Genomic DNA, 24,220 nt, shown 5'->3' on the forward strand with positions numbered 1-24,220 from the left:
AATAGTAGTAATTTTGCACGATATTTTGTAAATAGGCTTCGTGGGGACTCCCCAATGAGGCCACATAAACTTATTATATTCACCATAACAATATGGCAAGAGAAAAAACAACAGCTGTTCCTAAATTTGATAAAATTTCGATCGGTTTAGCCTCCCCCGAATCTATTTTAGCCGTTTCACGCGGCGAGGTTACTAAACCCGAAACTATCAACTACCGTACTCACAAACCTGAACGCGACGGGTTGTTTTGTGAGCGTATTTTCGGTCCCGTAAAGGACTATGAATGTGCTTGTGGTAAATACAAACGCATTCGCTATAAAGGTATCGTTTGCGACCGTTGTGGCGTCGAAGTTACCGAAAAAAAAGTACGCCGCGAAAGAGTGGGTCATATCAACCTCGTAGTGCCTATCGCTCACATTTGGTATTTCCGCTCACTACCTAACAAAATCGGCTATTTGTTAGGGCTCCCTTCCAAAAAGTTGGATATGATTATCTACTACGAGCGCTATGTAGTTATCCAACCTGGGATTGCCAAAGGCCCAGAAGGTGAAGATTTACAATACTTAGACTTCCTTTCAGAAGAAGAATACCTCGCTATTACCGAGAGTCTTCCCGCTGATAACCAATACTTAGAAGATACCGATCCCAATAAGTTTATCGCTAAAATGGGAGCTGAGTGTCTCCTCGAACTCCTCGAACGTTTGGATTTAGATGCACTTTCTTACGACTTGCGCCACAAAGCTAACAACGAAAGTTCTAAACAACGCAAAACCGAAGCGCTCAAACGCTTACAAGTGGTAGAAGCGTTCCGCGAATCTCAAAAAAACCGCGAAAATAAACCTGAATGGATGATAATGAAGGTGATTCCTGTAATCCCACCTGAATTGCGCCCATTGGTACCGCTCGATGGAGGTCGTTTTGCAACTTCCGACCTCAACGACTTATACCGCCGTGTAATCATCCGCAACAACCGCCTCAAACGCTTGATGGAAATCAAAGCACCTGATGTGATTTTGCGCAACGAAAAACGTATGTTGCAAGAGTCTGTTGATTCACTCTTCGATAACACTCGTAAATCATCAGCGGTAAAAACCGAATCTAACCGTCCGCTCAAATCCCTTTCCGACTCATTGAAAGGTAAACAAGGGCGTTTCCGTCAGAACCTCCTCGGTAAACGTGTGGACTACTCTGCGCGTTCCGTTATTGTGGTAGGTCCTGAACTCAAAATGTATGAATGTGGTTTGCCCAAGAATATGGCAGCCGAACTCTATAAACCGTTTGTAATCCGTAAGCTCATCGAGCGCGGTATCGTAAAAACGGTAAAATCAGCTAAAAAAATCATCGACAAAAAAGAACCTGTAGTATGGGACATCTTGGAGAATGTGATCAAAGGTCACCCTGTCCTCCTCAACCGTGCCCCTACATTGCACCGTTTGGGTATTCAGGCATTCCAGCCTAAACTCATCGAGGGGAAAGCTATCCAGTTGCACCCATTGGTGTGTACAGCGTTCAATGCCGACTTCGACGGTGACCAGATGGCGGTGCACTTGCCTCTTGGTCCTGAGGCTATCCTCGAAGCTCAACTCTTGATGTTGGCTTCTCACAATATCCTCAACCCTGCCAATGGTTCACCTATTACGGTACCTTCACAAGATATGGTCTTGGGGCTTTACTACATCACCAAAGGTCGTAAATCTACCCCTGAGTATCCTGTCAAAGGCGAAGGTCTCACTTTCTATTCTGCCGAAGAGGTAAATATCGCTTACAACGAAGGCAAATTGAGCCTCAACGCTTTCATCAAAGTGAAAGTACGCGACCTCGACGAAAATGGCAATGTGTATTACCCCGTAGTAGAAACTACTACTGGGCGTGTGCTCTTCAACGAGCTCGTGCCTTTGGAAGTGGGCTATGTAAACGAAGTACTTACTAAAAAATCTCTCCGCGACATCATCGGTCGTATCCTCAAAGCAACCAGCATCCCTGTAACAGGTGACTTCTTGGATAAAATCAAGAATATGGGGTACCGTTTTGCCTTCAAAGGTGGATTGTCATTCAGTTTAGGGGATATCATCATCCCACAAGAAAAAGCCGATATGATTGCTGAAGCTAACGGTCTCGTTGATGGTATTATGATGAACTATAATATGGGGCTCATCACCAATAACGAACGTTATAACCAAGTGATTGACGTGTGGACATCTACCAATGCACAACTCACCGAATTGGCGATGAAACGCATTAGTACCGATCAACAAGGATTCAACTCTGTGTATATGATGCTTGACTCCGGAGCGCGTGGTTCTAAAGAACAGATTCGTCAGCTTACCGGTATGCGTGGTTTGATGGCTAAACCTAAAAAATCAAGCGTTGGAGGGGGCGAAATCATCGAGAACCCTATCTTGTCAAACTTTAAAGAAGGTTTGTCAATCCTCGAGTACTTCATCTCTACCCACGGGGCTCGTAAAGGTCTTGCCGATACTGCTTTGAAAACTGCCGACGCAGGTTACTTAACTCGTCGTTTGGTCGATGTATCTCAAGACGTAATCATCAACACCGAAGATTGTGGTACCTTGCGCGGGGTAGAAGTACGTGCCCTCAAAAAGAACGAGGAAGTAGTAGAAACTCTTGGCGAGCGCGTTTTAGGACGTGTGTCGCTCCACGATGTCTACAACCCTCTCACCGAAGAACTCATTGTGGGTGCTGGTGAAGAAATTACTGAAAAAATAGTAGATAAAATAGAAGCCGCTCCTATTGATATGATAGAAGTGCGCTCTGCACTTACCTGTGAAGCTAAACACGGTATTTGTGCAAAATGTTACGGTCGAAACCTTTCTACCGGTCGTATGGTACAGAAAGGGGAAGCCGTAGGGGTAGTTGCTGCCCAATCTATCGGTGAGCCTGGTACTCAGCTTACCTTGCGTACTTTCCACGCGGGTGGGGTTGCCGGTAACGTATCCGAAGAAAACAAAACCGAAGCGCGTTTCGATGGTATCATCGAAGTAGAAGATTTGCGTGTGGTAAGCGGTAAAGATAATGAACAAAACCCTGTAGATGTGGTGGTTCGTTCTTCTGAACTCCGTGTTCTTGACCCCACTACTAAAATGGTGCTTCAAACACACGATATCCCTTATGGAGCTCACATCTTTGTAAAAGACAAAGAAGAAGTGAAAAAAGGCACTTTGCTCTTCCAATGGGATCCGTACAACGCCGTAATCATCTCCGAATATTCTGGTAAAATCGCTTACGAAGATATAGAACAAGGGGTTACTTACCAAGTAGAAATCGACGAGCAAACAGGCTTCCAAGAAAAAGTGATTGTTGAATCACGTAATAAAAAACTGATTCCTACCTTGCTTATCGTTGATAAAAACGGCGAAACACTACGTTCTTATAACTTGCCTGTGGGAGCTCACATTATGGTGGATAACAATAGCAAAATTGAAGAAGGTAAAGTACTCGTGAAAATACCGCGTAGCTCTGCCAAAGCTGGGGATATCACAGGAGGTCTTCCTCGTGTTACCGAGCTCTTCGAAGCACGTAACCCATCGAACCCTGCTATCGTATCCGAAATCGACGGGGTAGTATCATTCGGTAAAATCAAACGTGGTAATAAAGAGGTTATCGTTACTTCTCGTTCAGGTGAGGAACGCAAGTACTTAGTAAAACTTTCAAGCCAAATCTTGGTACAAGAAAACGACTTTGTACGTGCAGGTAAACCGCTCTCCGATGGTTCTGTAACTCCTGATGATATCTTGCGTATCAAAGGACCTTCAGCAGTACAACAGTACTTAGTAAACGAAGTACAAGAGGTATACCGTCTCCAAGGGGTGAAAATCAACGATAAACACTTTGAAGTAATCGTTCGCCAAATGATGCGTAAAGTCGAAATTCAAGACCCAGGAGATACCCTCTACCTCGAAGGTCAGTTGGTTCACAAAGACGACTTTATCGAAGAAAACGACCGCCTATTCGGTAAAAAAGTAGTAGAAGATGCTGGTGACTCCGAAAACTTACAAGCAGGACAAATAGTGAGCCTCCGCGAATTGCGCGATGAAAACTCACTCCTTAAACGCTCCGATAAGAATTTGGTTATCGCTCGCGATATCATCCCTGCTACCGCTATGCCAGTGTTACAAGGTATTACACGCGCTTCATTGCAAACCAAATCGTTCATCTCAGCAGCTTCTTTCCAAGAAACTACTAAAGTGTTGAACGAAGCAGCAGTAAGTGGTAAAATAGATACCCTCGATGGCTTGAAAGAAAACGTAATCGTTGGTCACCGTATTCCTGCTGGTACCGGACTTAAAGAATACGAGAAAATCATCGTCGGATCTAAAGCGGATATGGAACAATCTGTAGTCGAAAAGAAAAAATCACGATAAACAATGGACGAAGTAGAAGAAAAAGAAGGACAATTGAGCATCGAGCTCGACGATAAAATTGCTAAAGGAGTGTACTCTAATTTGGCGATTATCAACCACTCGTCTACCGAGTTTGTAGTAGATTTTGTGAGCGTAATGCCAGGGATGCCTAAAGGAAAAGTGCGCAGTCGCATTATCCTTACCCCTGAGCACGCCAAACGATTGCTATTTGCTTTAGATGATAATATCCAAAAGTTTGAACAAGCTAATGGAGCAATCTCTAACAGCGACGACCGTCACGCTATCCCTCTGTTTGGCATAACCGGACAAGCCTAATTAACGAATAGCTAACAAGCTAATAATACTTTGCCAAAGATGTAAACAGCCCGTATGGCTCACATCTTTGGCAATTTTTTTCGTCATTCATCATTCGTATTTCGTAATTATTTTGTACTTTTGCGCCGTCTCATAAGGGGTGCTGTAACAGGCTGAGATTATACCCATTGAACTTGAACGGATAATCCCGTTGAAGGAATGAAACTAAGCAATTGGAGCTTGTTTTTGCTTTTGGGTAGCATAAACAGGCTTTTTTTATTTTATTAACACACCAAATAATAGCCTCTTTTATTTGTAAATATTTATTTTACAATGAAAAATGTACTTTTGTACACTGCTATTTGCCTTACTACATCGGCAATGGCACAACAGGCAATAGAGCCTGACTCTATCGGCCCTTCACCTAAGCCCATTCAGTTAGAAGAAGTATTAGTATCATCCGTGAGGGCTACCAAAAAACTTCCCGTAACCTTTTCTAACCTCTCTAAGGAGGAAATCAAGACCAAAAATTTCGGTCAGCAATTGCCTTTGTTGTTAGGTCAGTTACCTAATGTGGTGAGCTATTCCGAAGATGGTTCAGGCTTTGGTAGTAGCAATATGTTTGTACGAGGGAGCGACTTGTACCGTACTAATGTTACTATCAACGGTGTACCGCTCAACGACTCCGAATCACAAGGGGTATTTTGGTACAATCTCTCCGACTTTGCTTCTTCTGCCGAAAGTATACAGTTGCAACGCGGGGTAGGTACTTCTTCTAATGGAGCAGGAGCTTTTGGCGCAAGCCTAAACGTCCTCACCGATGCTGTACAAGAGCAGGCATCAGGAGAGCTTGCTAACTTCTACGGCAGTTATAATACTCACAAACACAGCCTCAAACTTTCTACGGGAAAGCTCAACGACCGTTTTGAGCTCAGCGGACGCTTTTCTGTAATCAAAAGTGATGGGTATCGCGACCGTGCTTCCTCCGACCTAAAATCGTACTTCTTGCAAGGTGCTTATAGTCACGGGGGTACGCTCATCAAAGGATTGGTATTTGGTGGCAAACAAAGTGTGTATCTCACTTATTTAGGAGTAGATAAAGAGACCTTAAATAGTAATCGTCGTTACAATCCTGCGGGAGCCTATAAAGATGCCACTGGTAACAAACGTTTCTACGACAACGAAACCGATAATTACCAGCAAGACCACGCCCAACTGCACTGGACGCAACAGTGGAATACTGCGTGGCATACGCAACTTTCCTTCCACTACACCAAAGGTAAAGGATATTGGGAGAACTATGAGAAGAAAAAATATTCTAAGGTAGGCTTGCCCAAAGTACTCGACGGGGCTGGCAAGGAACAAGAAGCATACATCATTCACCAACAAGGATTGAACAACGATTTCTGGGGTACTACTTTTTCGGCGAACTATCAGAAAAACGATGTACAACTGCTCTTTGGAGGATTGCTCAATCGCTATGAAGGCTCGCATTACAAAGATTTGCTATGGGCAGAAAAAGCGTCTTTTGTGTATGGCAATCGTTATAGTTACGAAGGACTCAACACCAAAGAAGAAGCGGCAGGTTATAGCAAACTCACTTGGCAATTTGCCCCTAAATGGAGCCTGTTTGCCGATGTACAATTCCGTTACGTAGGGTATAAAGCGAATAAATACAAAATAGACGAAAGCCTTAACAGTTTCAACCCTAAAGCGGGTCTTACCTTCTTTTTGAATGAGCACAACGACCTTTACCTCTCTTATGCTCGTGCTACCAAAGAGCCTAACCGCTCCGATTACAAGAGTTATTACGAAGCCTTACAGGACGACCCCAATGCTAAAAAACCTATCGCAGAGAAACTCAACGATATCGACCTCGGTTGGCGACTCACCACCCCAAAAGTACGTTTGAATCTCAATGGGTATTATATGGGCTATGAAGACCAATTAGTGCTTTCAGGTAAGCTCAATAGCACCGGTTATCCTATCCGTGAGAATGTGGGTAAGAGCTATCGTGCAGGAATTGAAGCCGATGCGATGGTGCAACTCTCAGAGCGTTGGTTGTGGTCACCTAACGTAGCTTTTAGCAAAAATATAAACAAAGATTATAAGAGTCAGGATGCTGAGGTAGCCACTCGCACTATTAGTTGGGGTGATACTCGCATTTCGTATTCTCCTGATGTAGTGCTCGGTAATACGATTACTTTTATACCTATTGAGGGTTTTCAAATAGGGTTGATTTCTAAATATGTAGGTGCGCAATATGTAGATAACACCGAACGAGAAGAAGCAAAGCTCGATGCTTATTTCGTAAATAATCTCAGTTTGCAATACGAGTGGAAGCCTAAAAACACTTTCAAATCGGTATTGTTTTCGGTAATGGGGAATAATATTTTCAACACCAAATACACTCCTTACGGCGATAACGGCTACGGAATGGTGTATATCCCCGCTGCCGAAGCGAATTATTTAGCAGGCGTAACGCTCAGTTTTTAGGTATATTGTAGGGGCGTTTTGCAAACGCCCTAGTAAGAAAGTTGTAAATTAGTAAATTATTCATACCTTTGCAAAAAATATGAAATGTATGAGAACAACCACTAATTACAATGAAGAGGGAGTGAAAATGCTCAATTACAATATAAAATTCCCTGAAACAGACTTGCCTGCTTTTGAGACATTTTTTAAAAAATATAACGTAGAAGTAGCCCCTATTGATGAGGAGGATGATTTTTACTATGAATTGTCAGCTGAAGAATTACAGAAAATAGAGAAAGCAAGAGAGCAATCAAGGCTTGGAATGACTGTAAGCAGTGAAGAACTTCATAGAGAATTGAGAGAAAGATATGGAAGTAAGATGGAACTTAGAGGCTAAGCAAGATTTGTTGTTTACTATGATGTTATTGAGGAACAGAAAGTTGTAATAATTCAATACTTCAGAAGTTCAAAACAAAAACCTTTATAAAATAAAAAGGCTGTCTAAATAGACAGCTTTTTTATTTGCACCACTACACTTTTCCAAAGTTAATTACTCTGATTATCAATAACTTTTGAAATATGTTATGTAGGAAAGTCAGCGATAGCTGAGTATGTGCTGCAAACGCCCTCACAAAAAATAAAACTTTTTAGATAGAATTTAATTGTTATCTTTGCCTAAAATAAAACACTTTACAATGAAAAAACTCTTATTCTTGGTTATTATAGTACTATGTGAGTCTACAGATAGCCCCTCTAAACAACAAGGGAACAAGATTGATAATTCTATAACTCCACTATTTTCATTTCATTGTAGTGATTATGGAGATCCAAAGTTTGATACAAAGATTTATATCAATGACAGTTTGCTTATTATAAAACATTATGGAGTAGCCCATTCTGAAAAAATAATCATTGATAGCACTACAACCATTGCTCTAAAAGGAAAGGTAGTCCCTACAGAAAAACATTACTTATATCTGCGAGAAATGGCAAAAATGACTCAAGTTCCTATAAACAGTTTTGTGAAAATCGATTGTAATTATAAAAATATACCCCATTATATAAAAGATACTGAGCGTACTAAAATATGGGGGTGTAATGCAATAGATATTACAGGAGATGGGAAAGAAGAAATTTTTGTGATAGAAAGAGCTCCTGATTATTGGGATAGTTTGAGTTCATATATTACAGTCTATCCAAGTGAGATAAAATAACTATTTCTTACTTCTTACCTTTTTAAGTATTTCTCAAAAGTAAATCTATAAGCGTGTTTTTCGTCTTTTTCAAAAGGTTCAGAGCTTACCAACTCCCATTCTTCAGTGTTAAATTCAGGAAAAAACACATCAGCTTCGGAGAAAATATGGTCTACACGAGTGAGTTCTATCACATTGGCAATAGGCAGTGCTTGTGCGTAGATTTCACCCCCTCCAATCACATAAGGAGTGGGGTCTAAGGCAAGCGCTTTCGCAATAGCTTCCTCTAAAGAATTTACTGCGATAATCCCCTCTTTTGCATAGTCTTTTTGGCGCGTAATCACTATATGGGTACGATTGGGCAAAAGTTTAGGAAAGGTCTCAAATGTTTTCCTCCCCATAATAATACAATGCCCTGTGGTGAGGCATTTGAAATGTTTGAAATCTTCTGGTAGATGCCAAAGCAACTCGCTTCCTTTACCTAAAGCATTGTGCTTATCGGCGGCAGCTATAAGAGTAATCATAGAATTTACACTGTAGGATTTGAATTGGAAGTAGAACTTTGTGCGGTTTGTTCAGCTGCTAATTCGCGTTGCGCTTGTTCCTTTTGTGCCGCAAATTCTTTTTCTACAGCAGCTTCTATTTTAATGAGTTTCTTTTGTTGAACAGCAACGAGATGTTCACGTTGTTTTTCTTGCCATTCTTTACCCAAAAAACGATTAAAAACAAATACATTCATCGCGTGCCATAGCCAGAGGAAAAGCCAAAGGAGGCTTGCCCATATATACCAATTGTAGTCTACCCCATAGTCTAATACTTTATTGGCTACTGCAAAAAATATGCAGCCTAAAACCATTACAAAAAAATGGATATACAAAAGTCTTTTTTGTTTAAGACGCTTTTCTATATTTTTGAAAAGTTCGTATTGTTCGGGAGTGAGTTGAGTGTCTGCCATTTTTATGTATCTTTTTAAAATTCAGGCGCAAAAATAAGAATAATTTGTGAATTAACCAAATAGTTCTTACTTTTGTCATTTCATTAGTGAATTAGTAATTTATGATCATACAAATACGTTCCAACAATCCTCATTTATTGGATGTTCTCAACAAAAACCCTAATACCGATTTTGGTATCTATGCCAAATCTCTCCGCAATGGGCAACTCATAGGTAATGCAGTAAGTGCGCATCAGTATGACGTAGTATTCCAAGATACGCGCTATAGTTACCTACCCGAAGAGAGCAATCAGATAGATTTTCAAAGTTATTGCTCACCTTTGGTGATTTTGCATTGCTGCAATGAGTTTTTTAAAGACCAATTGCAGGAAAAAGAAACTTACTTTAGTCAGGAAATCAAATGGTTAGGAAAAACACGCCGCGAGGTGGACAACCAGCCCTGTACTATTGAAGTGAAGAACCTCTATATCAATTCTTCTTGGTATAGTAGCGGACACTTTTTGATGGAACGTTATTTCAAAAATTGCCAAATCACCCCTCTTATCGGTAATAATGTAGCCCTTAAAGTAGAAGGGAAAACTATCTTCGAGGCGCTCAACTTACTCAGCTTTATAGCCGTGATTACGCATATTACCAACGAGTATGGCGAATATACTTATATCGACGACTTTTTTGCACAGAAATACGCGCGTATCCTCACCAATATAGACGATGTGCCTTATTTCGTGTTCTACCTCTTTATCAAGCGCGCCGTGAAGAGCGAACGCCAACTCAATGAAATAAAACCTGCTTTCGAGGCCTATTTCAAAGCTAAAGGGCTCAATATTGAGTTCCAATTTACCGATACTCACGGCAGCCGTATGGAGTTTGTGGTGAAGGAGTTTGGTTTCGATTTCCCTATTTTGGATATCGGTTGTGGTGAACTGAAGTATTATCGTCGTTTTATGCGCAAGAACTACAGTTATAACCACCCTTATTTTGCTACCGATATAGATCCTGCTGTAGCCGAGTATGCCAAGAGTCTTTCTTACAAAATGGATACCGATAACCTTGTGTTCCTGCGCAGTTTAGACGATTTTGCTTACCAAAAACCGGTGAATATCCTCCTTACTGAAGTGATTGAACACAATACCCCCAACGATGCAAAGGCATTAGTGGATAAGTGCTTGCAAATTCCTTTTTACAAAATGATTATCACCACCCCCGATAGTAGGTTCAACAAGTATTATTTTGATGACCCTGAGAATGCTATCCGCCACGCCGACCACCATTTTGAGTGGAACGACGAGGAGTTTCGCGCTTTCATTAGTGAGGTACTCGCACCTTATCCTCAGTACGAAGTGCGCTATGTAGGTATAGGTGATAAAATCACCGGCGTATGCCCCACCCAAGCCGCTGTAATCGTTAATTCTTAATTGTTACTTGTTACCTGAATAATGGAGTCTTTAGTAACTTTGTATAGAGCATTCTTTTCGAGAATAGGATGCCATTTTTGAAACATATATAACTGCCTATTGGCAATAGTTTTTACGTATTTGCCCGCAGGCACACACAAACTTACTTTCACTTCTTGATCTCTAAACACATTGCCTTTTTTCAGTGTATAATGGTTAGGAAGCTCTATTACATTCTTGTTGAACTCTATAGGAAACTCTAACCGAGAAGCGTTCTCGGTAGCCTCACTCACAGTTCTCCCTTTAGATTTTTTAGTGATTAAAAGGTAGGGTAGTGAATCGTTAGTAGGTTGTATATCAGTGAAGTATACGTTATTTCTCAAATCAATTCCCCTTTCGTGTAGTGATACAAATCCATCATAAGGTGTAGAGGTTTTTTCACTGATAAACAAAGTATCGGCGGTAGAGGTGATGGGTATTTTTGTTTCTACTTTACCTGCTGTTACAAATTCTTTACCTACACTTCCTAATACGGTGAGTAAAAGCATTATCCCTACCACTAAACAGAGCACATTAGCCACTACCCACGCTTTAGGCGTACGAAATCCTTTGGTAAAAAGTTTAAGAGCTAATAACACTATTAATGAGATAGGCACTAACAACAGTAAACCTGAAGCGAGGTACAATACAACAACTTGCCATTGATGTGCCAATAGATAAGGTAAGTAATCACTTAGGGTAAGCAGGGTAATACCGCCAGCAATAGTTGCGCCAAAGATACTGATAATCGTACCTATAAGTGCTATAAACAGAGGAATACATATCACTATAGCTATGAAATAGAAAACACCTTTGAGTAACATAAAGAAAAAGTTACTTCGCTGAGGAGATGTTATTGCTGTATCCGAAGTTTTTAAAGAATGAACCTCTTCAGTAGCTAAAGTAGGATTTTTAAGTACTGCCGCTAAGATAAAATGCCGATAATTGCCAATACACCCATTTGATGAAAAATGGGCAAAGAAAATAAAACTACTGCTACATAAGCAATGCGTAACCAAGTGCTATTGATAGATAGATAAAGAGCAAGTCCCCCTAAAACTCCCGCTATTTTCTTGTCAGTAAGGCTTTTCGTCCACTCTCTTCTCTGTGAAGGAAAGCTTGTTTTGAAGTTAGATAAGGTATCTAAATTTACTTCCTCACCTTTCATTTCAAGTTTTTCAGAAGTTGTAACAGCTGCTGGAACTACACCCCAAAAGATGAAATACAATACAATAAGGGTAGAAGTAAACGAAATGCCTTTGCCATTAACGCTGAAAGCAAAAAAAGAAATATTAGCAAAAATGAGTAAGGCAAAAACAATACGCAGTAGCGTAACATCCCATTTAAAATAATGACTGATGCCCGAAAGTACACCACCTAATTTTTTGTCATCTATATCTCTGTAGAGTTTTCTACCTTTAAAAGAGTTAGAAAACTGAGGGGTAGAGGCACTATTTTCCTCATCATCAACGTATTGTTCAGGACGACCTAAAACGCTTATTAGGTATTGAATATCTTGGCTGATAACCACTTCACGTCCTTTCATTTGGTCTTTGAGCAGTTCAGCCATACGCTGTTCAATGTCGTATAGAATTTCGTCTTTATCGGCATTGGTACTTAGGTGTTTATGCACCTCAACAAGATAGGTGTTGAGAGCGTTGTAGGCAGTTTCTTCAATTGTAAAAGAAAAACCACCCAAACTGATGTTTTTTACTTTATCCATAATCTAAATGAGTTTGTTTATCATAGTTTGTAATTCACGCCACGCTTTTACAGTTTCTTCAAGAAAGCGTTTGCCTCCTTCGGTAAGCACATAGTATTTGCGTGGAGGCCCCGAGGTCGATTCTTTCCATTGGTAGGCGAGTAGTCCAGCGTTCTTCAGTCGGGTGAGAAGTGGGTAGAGCGTACCTTCTACCACAATCATATCGGCAGATTTGAGGGCATCTATGAGGTCGGAAACATAGGCTTCTTTACTTTTGTTGATAGCCGAGAGTATACACATCTCTAAGATACCTTTGCGCATTTGTGTTTTAATTTTTTCAGTATTGATTTCTTCCATAATTCTGTAGATTTATCAATTCGAGGGCAAAGTTATGGTAAAAAATAGTAATATGCAATACATAGTACTAATTTTTTTGATAATTTTTAGTAGAGTAGGGGAAAGTAATTAAGTAAGTAATTGAATATGTGTTTTTTATAAGGTTCTAAAGCGTAGTGATTAAATTAGAGATTTTTTAAAATTTCTTACCTCTTACCTAATTAAAGTCTGTTTCAGGAAATCCTATCAAATATACTTGTTGTTTGGCGCGGGTAAGGGCTGTATACAGCCAGCGGTAGTAACTTTCGTCAATTACGTAATCTTCAGGTAAGTAGGGTTTTTCAATGAAGATAGCATCCCATTGTCCCCCTTGACTTTTATGGCAGGTGATAGCGTAGGAGAATTTCACTTGTAAAGCGTTGAAGTACGGATTTTCTTTCAGTTGTTGGTGCTTTTTGTACGACGAGGGTTCATCGTAATAATCGGCGAGCACTTCTTCGTAAAGTTGTTGACTTTCAGCGGGGGTAAGGGCAGGAGCTTCGCTGTAAAGGGTATTGAGCAAAATAACTGTATCAAAAGGCGGTTGGTTAGGGTAATCAATGAGTTGCACCGAAACTTCAGCAAATCTAAAACCGTATTCTTCGTAAAAACTGTAGATATGGAGTACTTCTATAATATCTCCATTGGCAATAAAACTCACTTCGGGGTTGTTTTTACACCAAAAATAATTGTTTTTCACCACCATTAGCAGGTCGCCAGCAGCTATTTCATCTTCTATATCCAAAATAGAGCGGCGTATATAAGCATTCCACCCTACAGCACGCTTGTTAGAGCGCACAATAATAGCAGTTTCTTCACTTCCGTAGAGCTCATAACTCTCGTTGATAGCATCCGAAATTTCCTCACTACCCGTGAGTCGGGTTACATCGGGATTTTTGAGGTTGAACAGAAAATCTGGTGATTTGGCTTGTCCAAAAAGCGTTTTACGCAGGCGGGTAGCATTGCGCAAAATCCCCGATTTATTTTTTTGGCGCAGCACCTCAGTAAGAGTTGTGGTGAGCACCTCTTTGTTGTATTGATATTCTAAATGACTCACACTCAACGCCGGACTCACCTCAGTACCCACAGGAGGTAACTGAGCTGTATCGCCTATGAGTAACAACTTGCAATTTTTGCCCGAGTAGACAAAACGCATCAAGTCGTCAATATCGGCAAGCATCGATGCCTCATCTACTATAAATAAGGTGTTGTAGTGTTTATTGGCACGCAGTTTGAAGGATATTTCAGTACCCATTGTTGTGGTGTAGTAAAGGTACTTATGGATAGTGAATGCCTGTTTTTTAGCGAAATGCGACATCACTTTAGCTGCCCTGCCCGTTGGTGCTAAAAGTACCGCTTGGTGGTGTATCAAGGGGAGTGTAGCAATGAGACAGCGCGTGATAGAGGTCTTTCCTGTCCCTGCAAATCCTTTCAATAAAAATACTTTTTCGGAGGCATCAGTATCTAAAAGATACTTAGTGAGCATTTGTAAGGCAACTTCTTGTGAAGGGGTAGGAATATGTTTAAACGCCTGAAAGAGAGCGTTGAGAAAGGCTTTTTCGTCCATTGTAAAAAGTATTGAGCGCACAAAAATATAAAAAAAAGTTAAAATAATTTTTTAGTTTCAAAAAAAGATTGTAGTTTTGCGCTATGCCAGTCAAAAAAAAATTTATTTAATATAATATTAAAACGATGAAAAAAATCTTACAAATTGCATTTTATCTATTAGGATTCGTGTTCTGCTTCCTAATTTACAGATCTATCACAGGTCCTATTGAATTTAACAAAATTAAGGAAAATCGCTACACTGAAGTGATCAAGAAGTTGAAGGACATTCGCAATGTTCAAGATGCTTATTTGAAAATTAATGGCGTTTATGCTAAAAATTTCGACGAACTTACTAAGTTTGTAGAAAATGCACGTTTTACCATTACTTCACAACGCGATACCAGCTGGGTAGAGTTCGACAAAGGTTTTAACATTGACGTGATGCGTCAAGGAGTGCGTATTGATACCTTAGGATACGTATCAGTAAAAGATTCGTTGTTTAAAAACGATACTCGTTACAAAACTATGGGTGATTTACCTACTTTCAAAGGTGTGAAACCAGGTAAATTTATAATGGAAACAGGTGAAATTACCGATAAAAACGGTGTAAAATCATCAGTCTTCCAAGTTTATGTGCCTAAAAAAGATATACTAGAAGGTTTAGATGAAGGCTTAGTAGCTAAAGAAATTCAAAAAACTTCAGTAGAAGATGTAAGAGGTCCTAATATCCAAGTAGGTTCACTAAAAGAAATCACCGTAAATGGTAACTGGCCAACTTCTTATGACGCAAAAATCGCAAAACAATAAACATTTAGAAACGTATTTCAAGGAATTGTCCATTCAAATCAACTTGGATGGACTTTCTTTTTGTGTGTTTAACCCTGTGCTTACCTGCGTGGAATCTATCTACAATTTTCCTGTGAATTTTAGCTATAAAACTCAGGAAGAAATAAATGAACAAGTAGAACGTGTAATCCAAAGTGAAGAAGACCTCCGCCAAGATTTTACCACCATCAGGGTTTTGCACAACACCCCTCTTTTTGCCCTTATACCACAACCCCTATACGGCGGTAAGGACGAGATGTTGGACTATCTTAAGTACAGCATCGACATAAACAATGTAACCCCCGAAACTGTGGAAATCGATAAGATTCTCTCTGTCGAAACGGTAAATGCCTACGTACCTAACACTTTTGTAAACAATGCTTTGCTCTCTTACTATGGCAGGTTCGACTATCAGCATTTCGCTACCTCACTGCTCAAAATGTTCCTAAAACACTACTCCTCACACGCTTTGGAGGTGATGTATATCTATGCCGAAGTAGGCTCTTTCTACTTTGTAGTCTTCAGAAATAAAAAATTATACTACTTCAATCGTTTTAGCTATGAAACCATTGAAGATTTTCTATATTACATCCTCTTTTCTATTGAACAATTAGATATTGATACCGAGCAAGTACCTATCTATATCACGGGCGAAGTCGACCCTACCGCACTGTTCTACAGCAAAGTAAAATACTACGTACGACATATATACCTTATAAAATATCACAAACAACACTTTGCAGCAGGAATGGATGAACAGCTCATCCGTCGGAATTTTGTGCTCGCACAATCGTTTTAACCTAACGCTATGAAATTATCGAATATATTCATCAATGCATTGAGATTAGTACAAGCTACTTTTGGTATACACCTCTTGGGAGCTCTTCTCCTCTTTGTAGTGGTTTTCACTATATACGCTTTGCTACTCACCACCGTTTTTGGAATGCCTATTGAGGGAATTGTGGAACTCAGTAAAGACCCTGAAAGATTAACTGCTTACGTAAATCAACCTCATTTCTTGATAAAATTTTGGTTTTTCTGCCTGCTAATCGATGGAATTATTACCCCTTTCACAGCAGGAGTTTACAAAAATTACGCCGAGGTGATAGCTGGTAGCCGCCCTTCCTTCCGCAACCTTTTTGCTTACTATCATGTGCGTGAAACCAATGATATTTTAGGACACGTGATTTTGCAAATGTGCTTAAAAACCTTAGTGTCAGTAGGTGCTATCGCTATAGGAACAGCCGCTTTGGGCTTAGCGCTTACCACTATCATATCCTTAGTGTTTGTACTCACTGTTCCCATCATTGTATTGGAAGGCAAGTCGCTTTTCAAGGCAATGAGGCACAGCTATCAGCGAATAATGCTGGCTCCTTTTACAGCACTTATCATTACCGCCTTTGGAATGGTATGCTTATTGGTAGGTTTTTTTGCTTTTGGAATAGGAGTAACAATTACCTACTCGTATTTGTTAGCAGGTATTTTTAGTATTTATCAAACGATAAGTAACAAATAAGTAACAAATTAAAATATTTTTATATTATGTCAGTATCCAATGTTTTAGACCGCGCAGGCAAGCTCTATAAGAGTAGCTTTGCAAGCCTTATTGTAGGAGTTTTACTCCTCATTGTTGTGTTTGTTTTGTTCTATATGTTGTTTTTTCCTATAATTTTAGGAGGAGACTTCGGTGATTTTGAGGTGTTGAGATCTCTTTATTATCTTCAAGAAATGATGGCAACACCTATTGTACAATTGAAATTAATGGTGTTAGGAGTCTTTATCAGCTGTGCTATAACACCATTATCAGCTGGATTCTATGAGAATTTTAAAAAAGTAGAACAAGGAGAACCTGCCTCGGTTAATAATCTCTTTACGCACTACAACTCGCCGTACACAGCGCGTTTACTAACCTATGCTACATTGTTTACAGTAGCTACCTCACTGTTTTCTCTTTTGGTAAATCTTTTAGGACTTCCTATATTGAGTACCCTTTTTGATATTTTTGCTTCTCTTCTATTAACCTTTGCGGTGCCTATCATTATATTTGAGAATCAATCAGTTGAACAAGCAGTAAGAGGGAGTATTGAACGTGTGATGCGCAATTTTGGTACAGTTTTTCTCTCAGGATTAGTGGGAGGAATTATTGCTGTATTAGGCGTTCTTCTTTTTGGTATCGGACTTATTTTTTCTTTGCCCTTTTTGTTTGCTACTCTCTATGCGCTTTATGCCGAAGAAAGAGGAATTACTCCAAATAACAATAATAATCTATGAAAAAACTAATGTTTTTAGGGCTCTTAGCTATGGGCTCTCTATCGTTGAATAGTTGTAATGAACTGCAACAAGTTTTGAATAACACTTCGCAAGGGGGCAGTGGTTTTAACGTAGCCAGTGGTCTCAAACAAGCGCTTGAATTGGGCGTGAGTAGTGGGGTAGACCTATTGAGCAAAGACGGTGGTTATTTTAAAGACCAAGCAGTGCGCATCCTTTTGCCCGAAGAACTCCAAAAAGTAGATAAAACCTTGCGTTCTATCGGCTTGGGCTCTTTAGCCGATCAAGGGCTTAAAGTGCTGAACGAAGCTGCTGAAAATGCAGTGAGCCAGGCGAAACCTATCTTTCTTTCGGCTATACAAAATATGACCTTTACCGATGCGATGAACATCCTCAAAGGTGATAATACTGCCGCCACTACCTATTTAAAAAATACTACTTATAACGCTTTGGAAAGTGCTTTTGCTCCTAAAATCCAATCGTCACTTAGCGAAGTAGGTGCTGATAAAGTTTGGGAAAATATCATTGATAAGTATAACCAAATTCCATTGGTGAAACCGGTTGAGGCAAATCTCACCAAATACGTTACAGAACAAGCTATCAATGGTTTATTCGTGAAAGTAGGCGACAAAGAAAAGGAAATACGCACTAATATAGCAGCGCGTACTACTCCTTTGTTGAAATCAGTATTTGCGATGCAAGATAAGTAGGTATCAGGCATTAGGTATCAGGTATTAGAAAATAAAAAAAGCTGTTTGAGAAATCAAGCAGTTTTTTTTTGTTTTATGTATGTAAAAAGCTATATTTGCACTCTCATACTAAAAAGACAATTTTATGTTTTATACTCCTTATGAATCAGCGCCATTTTCGCGCTTTACTCCTACTGACTATCTACCAGCTATTGAGAAAGCTATCGCCGAAAGCCTTGCTCAAATCAATAGTATTACACAAAATCCTGACCCCGCTACTTTTAAAAATACAATAGAAGCCTTGGCTTACACAGGCTTGGCGCTCGACCGACTCACGGCTATGTTTTTCAACCTCAACAGTGCCGAGACAAACGACGCCCTGCAAGCCGAAGCGCAACGCATCTCACCTTTGCTTACCCACTACAGTAACGATATACGCCTGAATGAAGCCCTCTTCAAACGGATAAAAACCGTGTATGACCAGCGCGAAACTCTTTCGCTTACTGCAGAACAACAAACGCTTTTAGAGAAAACTTACAAAAGTTTTACCCGCAATGGCGCTAATTTATCACTCAATGATAAGGGGCGTTTGCGTGAAATCGACAAGCAGTTGGCTACCCTAAAACTGAAATTCTCTAAAAATGTATTGGCAGAGACTCAACATTACCAATGGGTGATTACCGATAAAAATACCCTCAGTGGGCTACCTGATTTTGTCCTTGAAATGCTCGCGCAAGAAGCTAAAAAACGCAATGTACAAGGCTGGGTCATAACTCTCGATTTGCCCGTATATACTGCGGTAATGAAATATGCTGATAACCGCGACCTACGCCAAAAACTATTCACCGATTATCATAGTCGTTGTGCAGGAGAGAGTGCCTATAATAATGAAGACAATGTGTTGCGTATCGCCCAATTGCGACAAACGCGTCCTTCTTTGTTGGGCTACCCTAATTATGCTACCTTTGCTTTGGAAGAGCGTATGGCGGAAACTCCCGAAAAGGTGATAGCTTTCCTCAACGAACAGTTAGCCAAAGATAAACCTCAGGCTATTAAGGAATTAGAAGAACTCAAAACCTTCTCTGGTCTCACCGATTTTCAGCAGTGGGATTTTGCTTATTATGCCGAAAAACTCAAACAAGAGCGCTACCAAATAGACGATTCGCTCCTCAAACCTTATTTGGCATTAGATAAGGCAGTGGAAGGAATGTTTGCTGTGGCACACAAGCTTTACGGCTTGCACTTTACTCTTACCGATGAGGTAGAAAAATACCACCCCGAAGTACAAACTTACAAAGTAACCGATGAAAACGGTGATTATCTCGCCCTTTTCTACACCGATTTTTTCCCTCGGGCAGGCAAGCGCAATGGGGCGTGGATGACCTCCTACAAGGAGCAGTATAGAGATGAGCAAGGCAAAGATTCCCGTCCGCACATCTCTATAGTGTGCAACTTCACCCGTCCAACAGATACCGCTCCTTCTTTGCTTACGTTTAATGAGCTAACGACTCTCTTCCACGAGTTTGGACACGCCCTTCACGGGATGCTTTCCAAGGTAACCTATCCTTCGCTCAGTGGTACTAATGTAGCCCGCGATTTTGTGGAACTCCCCAGTCAGCTGATGGAAAATTGGTGTTATGAAGAAGAAACTTTGCGCCTTTTTGCCACTCATTACCAAACGGGGGAACCTCTACCTATAGAATGGGTGAAGAAAGTAAAAGCTGTTGAAGATTTTATGAAAGGCATTTTGAATGTGCGTCAGTTAAATTTTGGATTCTTAGATATGGAGTGGCATACCTATCCTCATTTAGAACGCCTTGAAGATGTTCGCACTTTTGAACAGACAGTTACCAAAGCAACACAACTCTATCCACCTATTGATGAGATGTGTATTTCTCCTGCTTTCTCTCATATTTTCAGTGGAGGTTATGCCGCAGGCTATTATAGCTACAAATGGTCGGAAGCCTTAGAGGAAGAAGCTTTGAAAATATTTAAAGAAGCAGGCTTTTTCAACAAAACAGTAGCTACACGTTTCCGCAAAGAAATCCTTGAAAAAGGTAGTAGCGAAAAGGAAAGTATTCTCTATAAACGTTTCCATAACTAAAATACATATCTTTGCTCGCCAATCATCATTATACGTCCGATAATAAAAATCAAAATCAAAAATAAAAATGAATCAACCCCTCATCACCGCCATTGCCGAAGGCGATTTCTCAGCAATCCTAAACATTACAAGCCAGCTCACCGATAGTGAGCGTTATAGCACCATCACTGCTATCAAAGCATTAGATCCCTATTCGGAAAAAGATTTCCCGCGAAAGAATATTGATAAAAAGAATACTTACCGCCATAACTATAAAGTTTTTCAAGCTCATAACTACACCCTTATTACTATGGTACGTGAGGAAAACGACATTGCTAAAGTGATGATAGACAAAAAGAATTATATAGGCGAACCTTATCAAGTAACTCCTTATGCCATCTTAGGTTCTTTTTATTTTGAACCTATAATAAACTACTTTACACAATTTCCGCCAGATAACTATATCAAAAAAGTACTTAAAGAACGATATAATAAAGAGATCGATGGATTGTCCTTTGGTTTCCAATGGTATTTTTACAAAAAAGGCTGGATCCCCTTTGAAGAAGAGCGTTTTGTAAAGAATTTATTAGAAATTAATATGGGTAGCCGCTCAGTAACTGCTGATGCCCAATTCCTCTTCCAATACCCCGAAGCCATTGAAAAAGTGCTCTTACAGCTTTACCGTATCGAAACCAAAGTACTCGACCTTTCCAAGTGGAAAAGTGATAACCCCTCAAGCAAAATGAGTACCTCTGGTGTTGCCAAAGTAACTACCTATTGGGACGAGGTATTTGAATTATTGGTGCATTATGGCTACCAAATTCCTCGTAGTTTTGTAGGGCAGCTTTTAGAATCATTGCTCAACCAATGGAAGAAACCCCACCTCGATTGGCATTGTCGTTTGCTCAAATGGCTTGCCCCTACCCAAGAGGAACTTTTAGCTCATCAACAAACTCTTTTTGCTGTTTTAGGCACTGGGGTAGGCAGTGTAGTAAAGACCGTTATGGAATACATCGTCTCTATTGCCAATGCACCACAGTTTGATTTTGAGGGCTTTATGCAACAATTTCCGCTTGCCTTTACTGTAGATAAGCAACCTAAAGCACTCCTTCAAGGAGTAGAGATTTTGGCAAAGGAGTTCAAAAAACACCCTCCTACCGATGTCAGCTACCGCGAACAATTAGCTGTACTCTTCACTCAGCCCGATGTAAAACTACAAGAAGCTGTCGCTGAACTACTCACCACCTATTTCAACCAAAAAGGTCTCCCCGAAGTCATCGCACCTTACCGCGATTACCTAAAAGGCAAAGCCCAAAACCTCCTTGCAACCCTAAGTCCTTCAGAATCGTCCGCCCCATCCGACTTGTCCGACAGCTCAGCCTCGTCCGAGAAGTCCCAAACTGCCTGTGCGGCTCACACCCTAACCCCTATCATCTATCCCCTAACCCCTAATGAAACCCTCTTCCTCATCGGCGACTGTATCCGCGAGAAATCAGCCGCTACTATTGATGTTTTCTTTGATGTTCTCGTACGCTTGCAAGACCAAATCCCCGCGGATTATGCTGAGCAGATAAAGCCTTACCTCAAGCAGCTTCTCGCTCGTGAGTGGTTTGTCGGAACGATGCCTCTACTATACTTATTTTTAGACTCTTGGAGTAACCAAAGCGCTACCCCCCTTGTATATGATACCGACAAGGAATGGAAAGAAATTCAAAAACTCTACAAAGAAGATAAATATACACAAGCCGATAAACTCGACAAACCAAGAGTGATGCACATAGCTGCCAATCAAGCAAAAGAAGCCTTCCCTTATCTCTTTAATAAAATAGCACGTACACTCCAAAAGCTCAAAGAGAAAGACACCTTGCCTTTCCTTTCTACCCCTACACACGAACCTTTCTATATAGAGGCAGAAGTGTTGGTCGATAAGCTCTTGCAATATGAAGCCCAAGGCAAAGCCCCCGACCTCGACGACCTGATTGTCGCCTGCAACCGCCTGCTCTTTTGGGAGGTTTCGGCAGCAGCCAAAGAAAAAGCCCAACAGCTCAAAGGCGACTATGCTCCTGCTATTCAGTATTACTTAGGTCTTACTGATAAGATACAATTAAACGAAGCACTTCTACCGCTATGGACGCAAATCACCCGCCTAAAACACCCCGATGAGGAGTTCAAAGTATTTGAAAATACTCAGGCAAAGAATATCCTTAGCGTGGTGAAGCCTTTCTATATCCGTTATGGTTGGGAGAAAAGAACTTATGCCAATGGCGAAGTAGGCGAAGAGTTCACCTATCACTGCAATCATTATTACAAATACAAGAATAAGAAAAGCCGTCCTGCCCTTTACAACTATTACAATGCCAATGAAGGGGAACACACTTCGGCTCAAGAGGCAGAATATAAATTAAGTCTCAACCCACACTATCCCGATGCGATATTATGTGCTTACATAGCGCTCTGGGCGACGATGAATGAGGCAGACCAAGTGCGCGATATGACTTTGCCTTTGGAAGCTGTTTTGCGCTACGACCTGCGTGTACGCCACAGCGGTTGGCTGTATATAGGCGCGTGTTTGCTCTTTGAAAAACGCCCCTCACGTGATTTGGCGTATGAATATATTTGTCAGGCGATTGCTCGTGGGGAAGACCTAACTCACTTGAAAACTTACCTTGCCAATGTACTCGCTTGGGATTATCTGCCTATACTGCGCTTTATAGAATTCCTCGACCGCCCTAATCCCCCAGCAGTAAAAGCCTTTGGCAAAGAAGTAATACAGCTCTATTTAGAGGAAGTCAAGAAACAGAACAAACTCCCACGCAACCACAAAAAGTTAGTAGCTTTTATTGATTAGTTACTATTCTCTTTTCACTTTTAATTTTTCACTTATGAAAGAAATAACACAAGGAGAATTGCTTCTCTACCAAGATGAAAACGGCAGTACCCAAATAGAAGTACGCCTTGAAAATGAAAATGTTTGGCTCACACAAGCACAGTTAGTAACCCTCTACCAATCAAGTAAAGCCAATGTAAGTGAGCATATCAAACACATCTTTGAAGAAGGTGAATTAGAAGAAAAGGCAACTGTTCGGAAATTCCGAATAGTTCAAAAAGAAGGTAGCCGAGAAGTTACTCGCGAAGTAGTCCATTATAATCTTGATTTGATTATCTCTTTAGGTTATCGTATTAAGAGCCATATTGCTACAAAATTCAGGATATGGGCTACTCAGCGACTCAAAGAGTATATCATCAAAGGCTTTGTTATAGATGATAATCGTTTGAAACAGAATGCAGGGGGCAATTATTGGTATGAACTTCTTAATCGTATTCGCGACATTCGTTCCTCCGAAAAAGTGTTGTATAGACAAGTGCTTGATTTATATGCTACCAGTGTAGACTACGACCCTCGTACTCCTGAATCTATTACATTTTTTAAGATTGTACAGAACAAACTACACTATGCTGCTCACGGACATACAGCCGCTGAGGTAATCTATGAACGTGCCGATAGTGATAAGCCTTTTATGGGACTTACTGTTTTTACAGGCGATCATCCTTCGCTAAAAGAAGTAGTAATTGCCAAAAATTACCTAACAGAAGAGGAACTCAAAGTACTCAATAATTTAGTTTCTGGGTATTTTGACTTTGCTGAAATACAGGCAATGAAGCGAAAACTGATGTATATGGCAGATTATATCAAACAATTAGACAACATTCTCTCAGCAACAGGAGAACAAGTATTGCAAAATGCAGGACGAGTAAGCCATCAAGAAGCTATTGCAAAAGCTACTGTTGAATTTAAAAAATATCAAGTCAAAACATTATCAGCTGTTGAAGAAGATTATCTAAAGATCCTAAAATCTTTAGAGAAGAAGCTAACGAATTAACTAACCATCCCAATAGCCTGTCCCGTCCGATAATCACTTTTAATTTTTCACTTATGAAAGAAAACTTACTTTCCGCCATTAAAGCACACGATTTTACCGCCATTCGCAATATTTGCT

The 24,220-nt window shown here is 40.3% G+C and carries 20 protein-coding genes and 1 riboswitch; of the genes, 14 read left to right on the forward strand and 6 right to left on the reverse strand.

The annotated features are described in order from the left end of the window. Positions 1-92 precede the first annotated feature (92 nt). The 5 genes from rpoC (at position 93) to HMPREF9073_RS02670 (ending at position 8,365) form a co-directional block, all read left to right on the forward strand. A complete protein-coding gene (gene rpoC / locus HMPREF9073_RS02650) occupies positions 93-4,382 on the forward strand; it encodes a DNA-directed RNA polymerase subunit beta' (protein WP_009412435.1) in 4,290 nt (1,429 codons plus the stop codon). Positions 4,383-4,385: 3 nt separating this feature from the next. Then, positions 4,386-4,697: a DUF3467 domain-containing protein gene (locus HMPREF9073_RS02655; protein WP_009412436.1), complete on the forward strand. Its 312-nt coding sequence runs from the start codon at positions 4,386-4,388 to the stop codon at positions 4,695-4,697. A gap of 125 nt (positions 4,698-4,822) precedes the next feature. Next, positions 4,823-4,913: riboswitch (TPP riboswitch) on the forward strand. A gap of 96 nt (positions 4,914-5,009) precedes the next feature. Then, on the forward strand, positions 5,010-7,172 hold the full coding sequence (locus tag HMPREF9073_RS02660; protein WP_009412437.1) for a TonB-dependent receptor: 2,163 nt from the start codon (positions 5,010-5,012) through the stop codon (positions 7,170-7,172). Between the two features lie 88 nt (positions 7,173-7,260). Next, a complete protein-coding gene (locus HMPREF9073_RS02665) occupies positions 7,261-7,548 on the forward strand; it encodes a hypothetical protein (protein WP_232212862.1) in 288 nt (95 codons plus the stop codon). 298 nt (positions 7,549-7,846) lie between these two features. After that, entirely contained in the window at positions 7,847-8,365 is a 519-nt protein-coding gene (locus tag HMPREF9073_RS02670) for a hypothetical protein (RefSeq protein WP_009412439.1), read from the forward strand. Positions 8,366-8,379: 14 nt separating this feature from the next. Here HMPREF9073_RS02670 and HMPREF9073_RS02675 read toward each other — a convergent pair whose 3' ends face one another. Further along, positions 8,380-8,868, reverse strand: a complete 489-nt coding sequence (locus HMPREF9073_RS02675) for a dihydrofolate reductase (RefSeq protein WP_009412440.1) — start codon at positions 8,866-8,868, stop codon at positions 8,380-8,382. Positions 8,869-8,873: 5 nt separating this feature from the next. Further along, positions 8,874-9,299 (reverse strand): 2TM domain-containing protein, encoded by a 426-nt coding sequence (locus tag HMPREF9073_RS02680; protein ID WP_009412441.1) that lies wholly within the window; start codon positions 9,297-9,299, stop codon positions 8,874-8,876. Between the two features lie 101 nt (positions 9,300-9,400). Between HMPREF9073_RS02680 and HMPREF9073_RS02685 the strand changes: the two genes are divergently transcribed. After that, positions 9,401-10,714 (forward strand): hypothetical protein, encoded by a 1,314-nt coding sequence (locus HMPREF9073_RS02685; protein WP_009412442.1) that lies wholly within the window; start codon positions 9,401-9,403, stop codon positions 10,712-10,714. Here HMPREF9073_RS02685 and HMPREF9073_RS02690 read toward each other — a convergent pair. From HMPREF9073_RS02690 to HMPREF9073_RS02705, 4 genes are all read right to left on the reverse strand, one after another. Further along, on the reverse strand, positions 10,711-11,556 hold the full coding sequence (locus HMPREF9073_RS02690; RefSeq protein WP_009412443.1) for a hypothetical protein: 846 nt from the start codon (positions 11,554-11,556) through the stop codon (positions 10,711-10,713). The genes HMPREF9073_RS02685 and HMPREF9073_RS02690 overlap by 4 nt on opposite strands. Before the next feature lie 101 nt (positions 11,557-11,657). Beyond that, the gene (locus HMPREF9073_RS02695) at positions 11,658-12,455 is read right to left on the reverse strand and encodes a PspC domain-containing protein (RefSeq protein ID WP_009412444.1); all 798 of its coding nucleotides are present in this window, start codon (positions 12,453-12,455) and stop codon (positions 11,658-11,660) included. A 3-nt stretch (positions 12,456-12,458) separates the two neighbouring features. Beyond that, positions 12,459-12,791 (reverse strand): PadR family transcriptional regulator, encoded by a 333-nt coding sequence (locus HMPREF9073_RS02700; protein WP_009412445.1) that lies wholly within the window; start codon positions 12,789-12,791, stop codon positions 12,459-12,461. A gap of 196 nt (positions 12,792-12,987) precedes the next feature. Further along, entirely contained in the window at positions 12,988-14,376 is a 1,389-nt protein-coding gene (locus HMPREF9073_RS02705) for an ATP-dependent RecD-like DNA helicase (protein ID WP_009412446.1), read from the reverse strand. Between the two features lie 125 nt (positions 14,377-14,501). Here HMPREF9073_RS02705 and HMPREF9073_RS02710 point away from each other — a divergent pair, with 125 nt between their 5' ends. From HMPREF9073_RS02710 to HMPREF9073_RS02745, 8 genes are all read left to right on the forward strand, one after another. Then, positions 14,502-15,164 (forward strand): hypothetical protein, encoded by a 663-nt coding sequence (locus HMPREF9073_RS02710; protein WP_009412447.1) that lies wholly within the window; start codon positions 14,502-14,504, stop codon positions 15,162-15,164. Beyond that, complete coding sequence (locus HMPREF9073_RS02715) at positions 15,139-15,981, forward strand: DUF3822 family protein (protein ID WP_009412448.1); 843 nt, start codon at positions 15,139-15,141, stop codon at positions 15,979-15,981. The genes HMPREF9073_RS02710 and HMPREF9073_RS02715 overlap by 26 nt, the downstream gene beginning before the upstream one ends. Positions 15,982-15,990: 9 nt before the next feature. Beyond that, a complete protein-coding gene (locus tag HMPREF9073_RS02720; protein WP_009412449.1) occupies positions 15,991-16,698 on the forward strand; it encodes a hypothetical protein in 708 nt (235 codons plus the stop codon). Positions 16,699-16,724: 26 nt separating this feature from the next. Further along, positions 16,725-17,453 carry a hypothetical protein gene (locus HMPREF9073_RS02725; RefSeq protein ID WP_009412450.1) on the forward strand — a complete coding sequence of 243 codons (729 nt, stop codon included), beginning with the start codon at positions 16,725-16,727 and terminating at the stop codon, positions 17,451-17,453. Beyond that, positions 17,450-18,160 (forward strand): DUF4197 domain-containing protein, encoded by a 711-nt coding sequence (locus HMPREF9073_RS02730; RefSeq protein WP_009412451.1) that lies wholly within the window; start codon positions 17,450-17,452, stop codon positions 18,158-18,160. The genes HMPREF9073_RS02725 and HMPREF9073_RS02730 overlap by 4 nt, the downstream gene beginning before the upstream one ends. 124 nt (positions 18,161-18,284) lie before the next feature. After that, positions 18,285-20,243 carry a M3 family metallopeptidase gene (locus HMPREF9073_RS02735; RefSeq protein WP_009412452.1) on the forward strand — a complete coding sequence of 653 codons (1,959 nt, stop codon included), beginning with the start codon at positions 18,285-18,287 and terminating at the stop codon, positions 20,241-20,243. A 67-nt stretch (positions 20,244-20,310) separates the two neighbouring features. After that, entirely contained in the window at positions 20,311-23,070 is a 2,760-nt protein-coding gene (locus HMPREF9073_RS02740) for a DUF6493 family protein (protein ID WP_009412453.1), read from the forward strand. A gap of 34 nt (positions 23,071-23,104) precedes the next feature. Next, positions 23,105-24,103 (forward strand): virulence RhuM family protein, encoded by a 999-nt coding sequence (locus HMPREF9073_RS02745; RefSeq protein ID WP_009412454.1) that lies wholly within the window; start codon positions 23,105-23,107, stop codon positions 24,101-24,103. Positions 24,104-24,220: the final 117 nt, after the last annotated feature.

It is taken from the genome of Capnocytophaga sp. oral taxon 326 str. F0382, from assembly GCF_000318295.1.
Lineage (GTDB): Bacteria > Bacteroidota > Bacteroidia > Flavobacteriales > Flavobacteriaceae > Capnocytophaga > Capnocytophaga periodontitidis.

Coding starts and splice junctions, on each gene's coding strand:
- HMPREF9073_RS02695 (WP_009412444.1), bottom strand. CDS start 12,455: ATGGATAAAGTAAAAAACATCAGTTTGGGTGGTTTTTCTTTTACAATT.
- HMPREF9073_RS02690 (WP_009412443.1), bottom strand. CDS start 11,556: ATGTTACTCAAAGGTGTTTTCTATTTCATAGCTATAGTGATATGTATT.
- HMPREF9073_RS02685 (WP_009412442.1), top strand. CDS start 9,401: ATGATCATACAAATACGTTCCAACAATCCTCATTTATTGGATGTTCTC.
- HMPREF9073_RS02705 (WP_009412446.1), bottom strand. CDS start 14,376: ATGGACGAAAAAGCCTTTCTCAACGCTCTCTTTCAGGCGTTTAAACAT.
- HMPREF9073_RS02745 (WP_009412454.1), top strand. CDS start 23,105: ATGAAAGAAATAACACAAGGAGAATTGCTTCTCTACCAAGATGAAAAC.
- HMPREF9073_RS02675 (WP_009412440.1), bottom strand. CDS start 8,868: ATGATTACTCTTATAGCTGCCGCCGATAAGCACAATGCTTTAGGTAAA.
- HMPREF9073_RS02680 (WP_009412441.1), bottom strand. CDS start 9,299: ATGGCAGACACTCAACTCACTCCCGAACAATACGAACTTTTCAAAAAT.
- HMPREF9073_RS02720 (WP_009412449.1), top strand. CDS start 15,991: ATGAAATTATCGAATATATTCATCAATGCATTGAGATTAGTACAAGCT.
- HMPREF9073_RS02665 (WP_232212862.1), top strand. CDS start 7,261: ATGAGAACAACCACTAATTACAATGAAGAGGGAGTGAAAATGCTCAAT.
- HMPREF9073_RS02725 (WP_009412450.1), top strand. CDS start 16,725: ATGTCAGTATCCAATGTTTTAGACCGCGCAGGCAAGCTCTATAAGAGT.
- rpoC (WP_009412435.1), top strand. CDS start 93: ATGGCAAGAGAAAAAACAACAGCTGTTCCTAAATTTGATAAAATTTCG.
- HMPREF9073_RS02740 (WP_009412453.1), top strand. CDS start 20,311: ATGAATCAACCCCTCATCACCGCCATTGCCGAAGGCGATTTCTCAGCA.
- HMPREF9073_RS02660 (WP_009412437.1), top strand. CDS start 5,010: ATGAAAAATGTACTTTTGTACACTGCTATTTGCCTTACTACATCGGCA.
- HMPREF9073_RS02730 (WP_009412451.1), top strand. CDS start 17,450: ATGAAAAAACTAATGTTTTTAGGGCTCTTAGCTATGGGCTCTCTATCG.
- HMPREF9073_RS02700 (WP_009412445.1), bottom strand. CDS start 12,791: ATGGAAGAAATCAATACTGAAAAAATTAAAACACAAATGCGCAAAGGT.
- HMPREF9073_RS02715 (WP_009412448.1), top strand. CDS start 15,139: ATGACGCAAAAATCGCAAAACAATAAACATTTAGAAACGTATTTCAAG.
- HMPREF9073_RS02710 (WP_009412447.1), top strand. CDS start 14,502: ATGAAAAAAATCTTACAAATTGCATTTTATCTATTAGGATTCGTGTTC.
- HMPREF9073_RS02670 (WP_009412439.1), top strand. CDS start 7,847: ATGAAAAAACTCTTATTCTTGGTTATTATAGTACTATGTGAGTCTACA.
- HMPREF9073_RS02735 (WP_009412452.1), top strand. CDS start 18,285: ATGTTTTATACTCCTTATGAATCAGCGCCATTTTCGCGCTTTACTCCT.
- HMPREF9073_RS02655 (WP_009412436.1), top strand. CDS start 4,386: ATGGACGAAGTAGAAGAAAAAGAAGGACAATTGAGCATCGAGCTCGAC.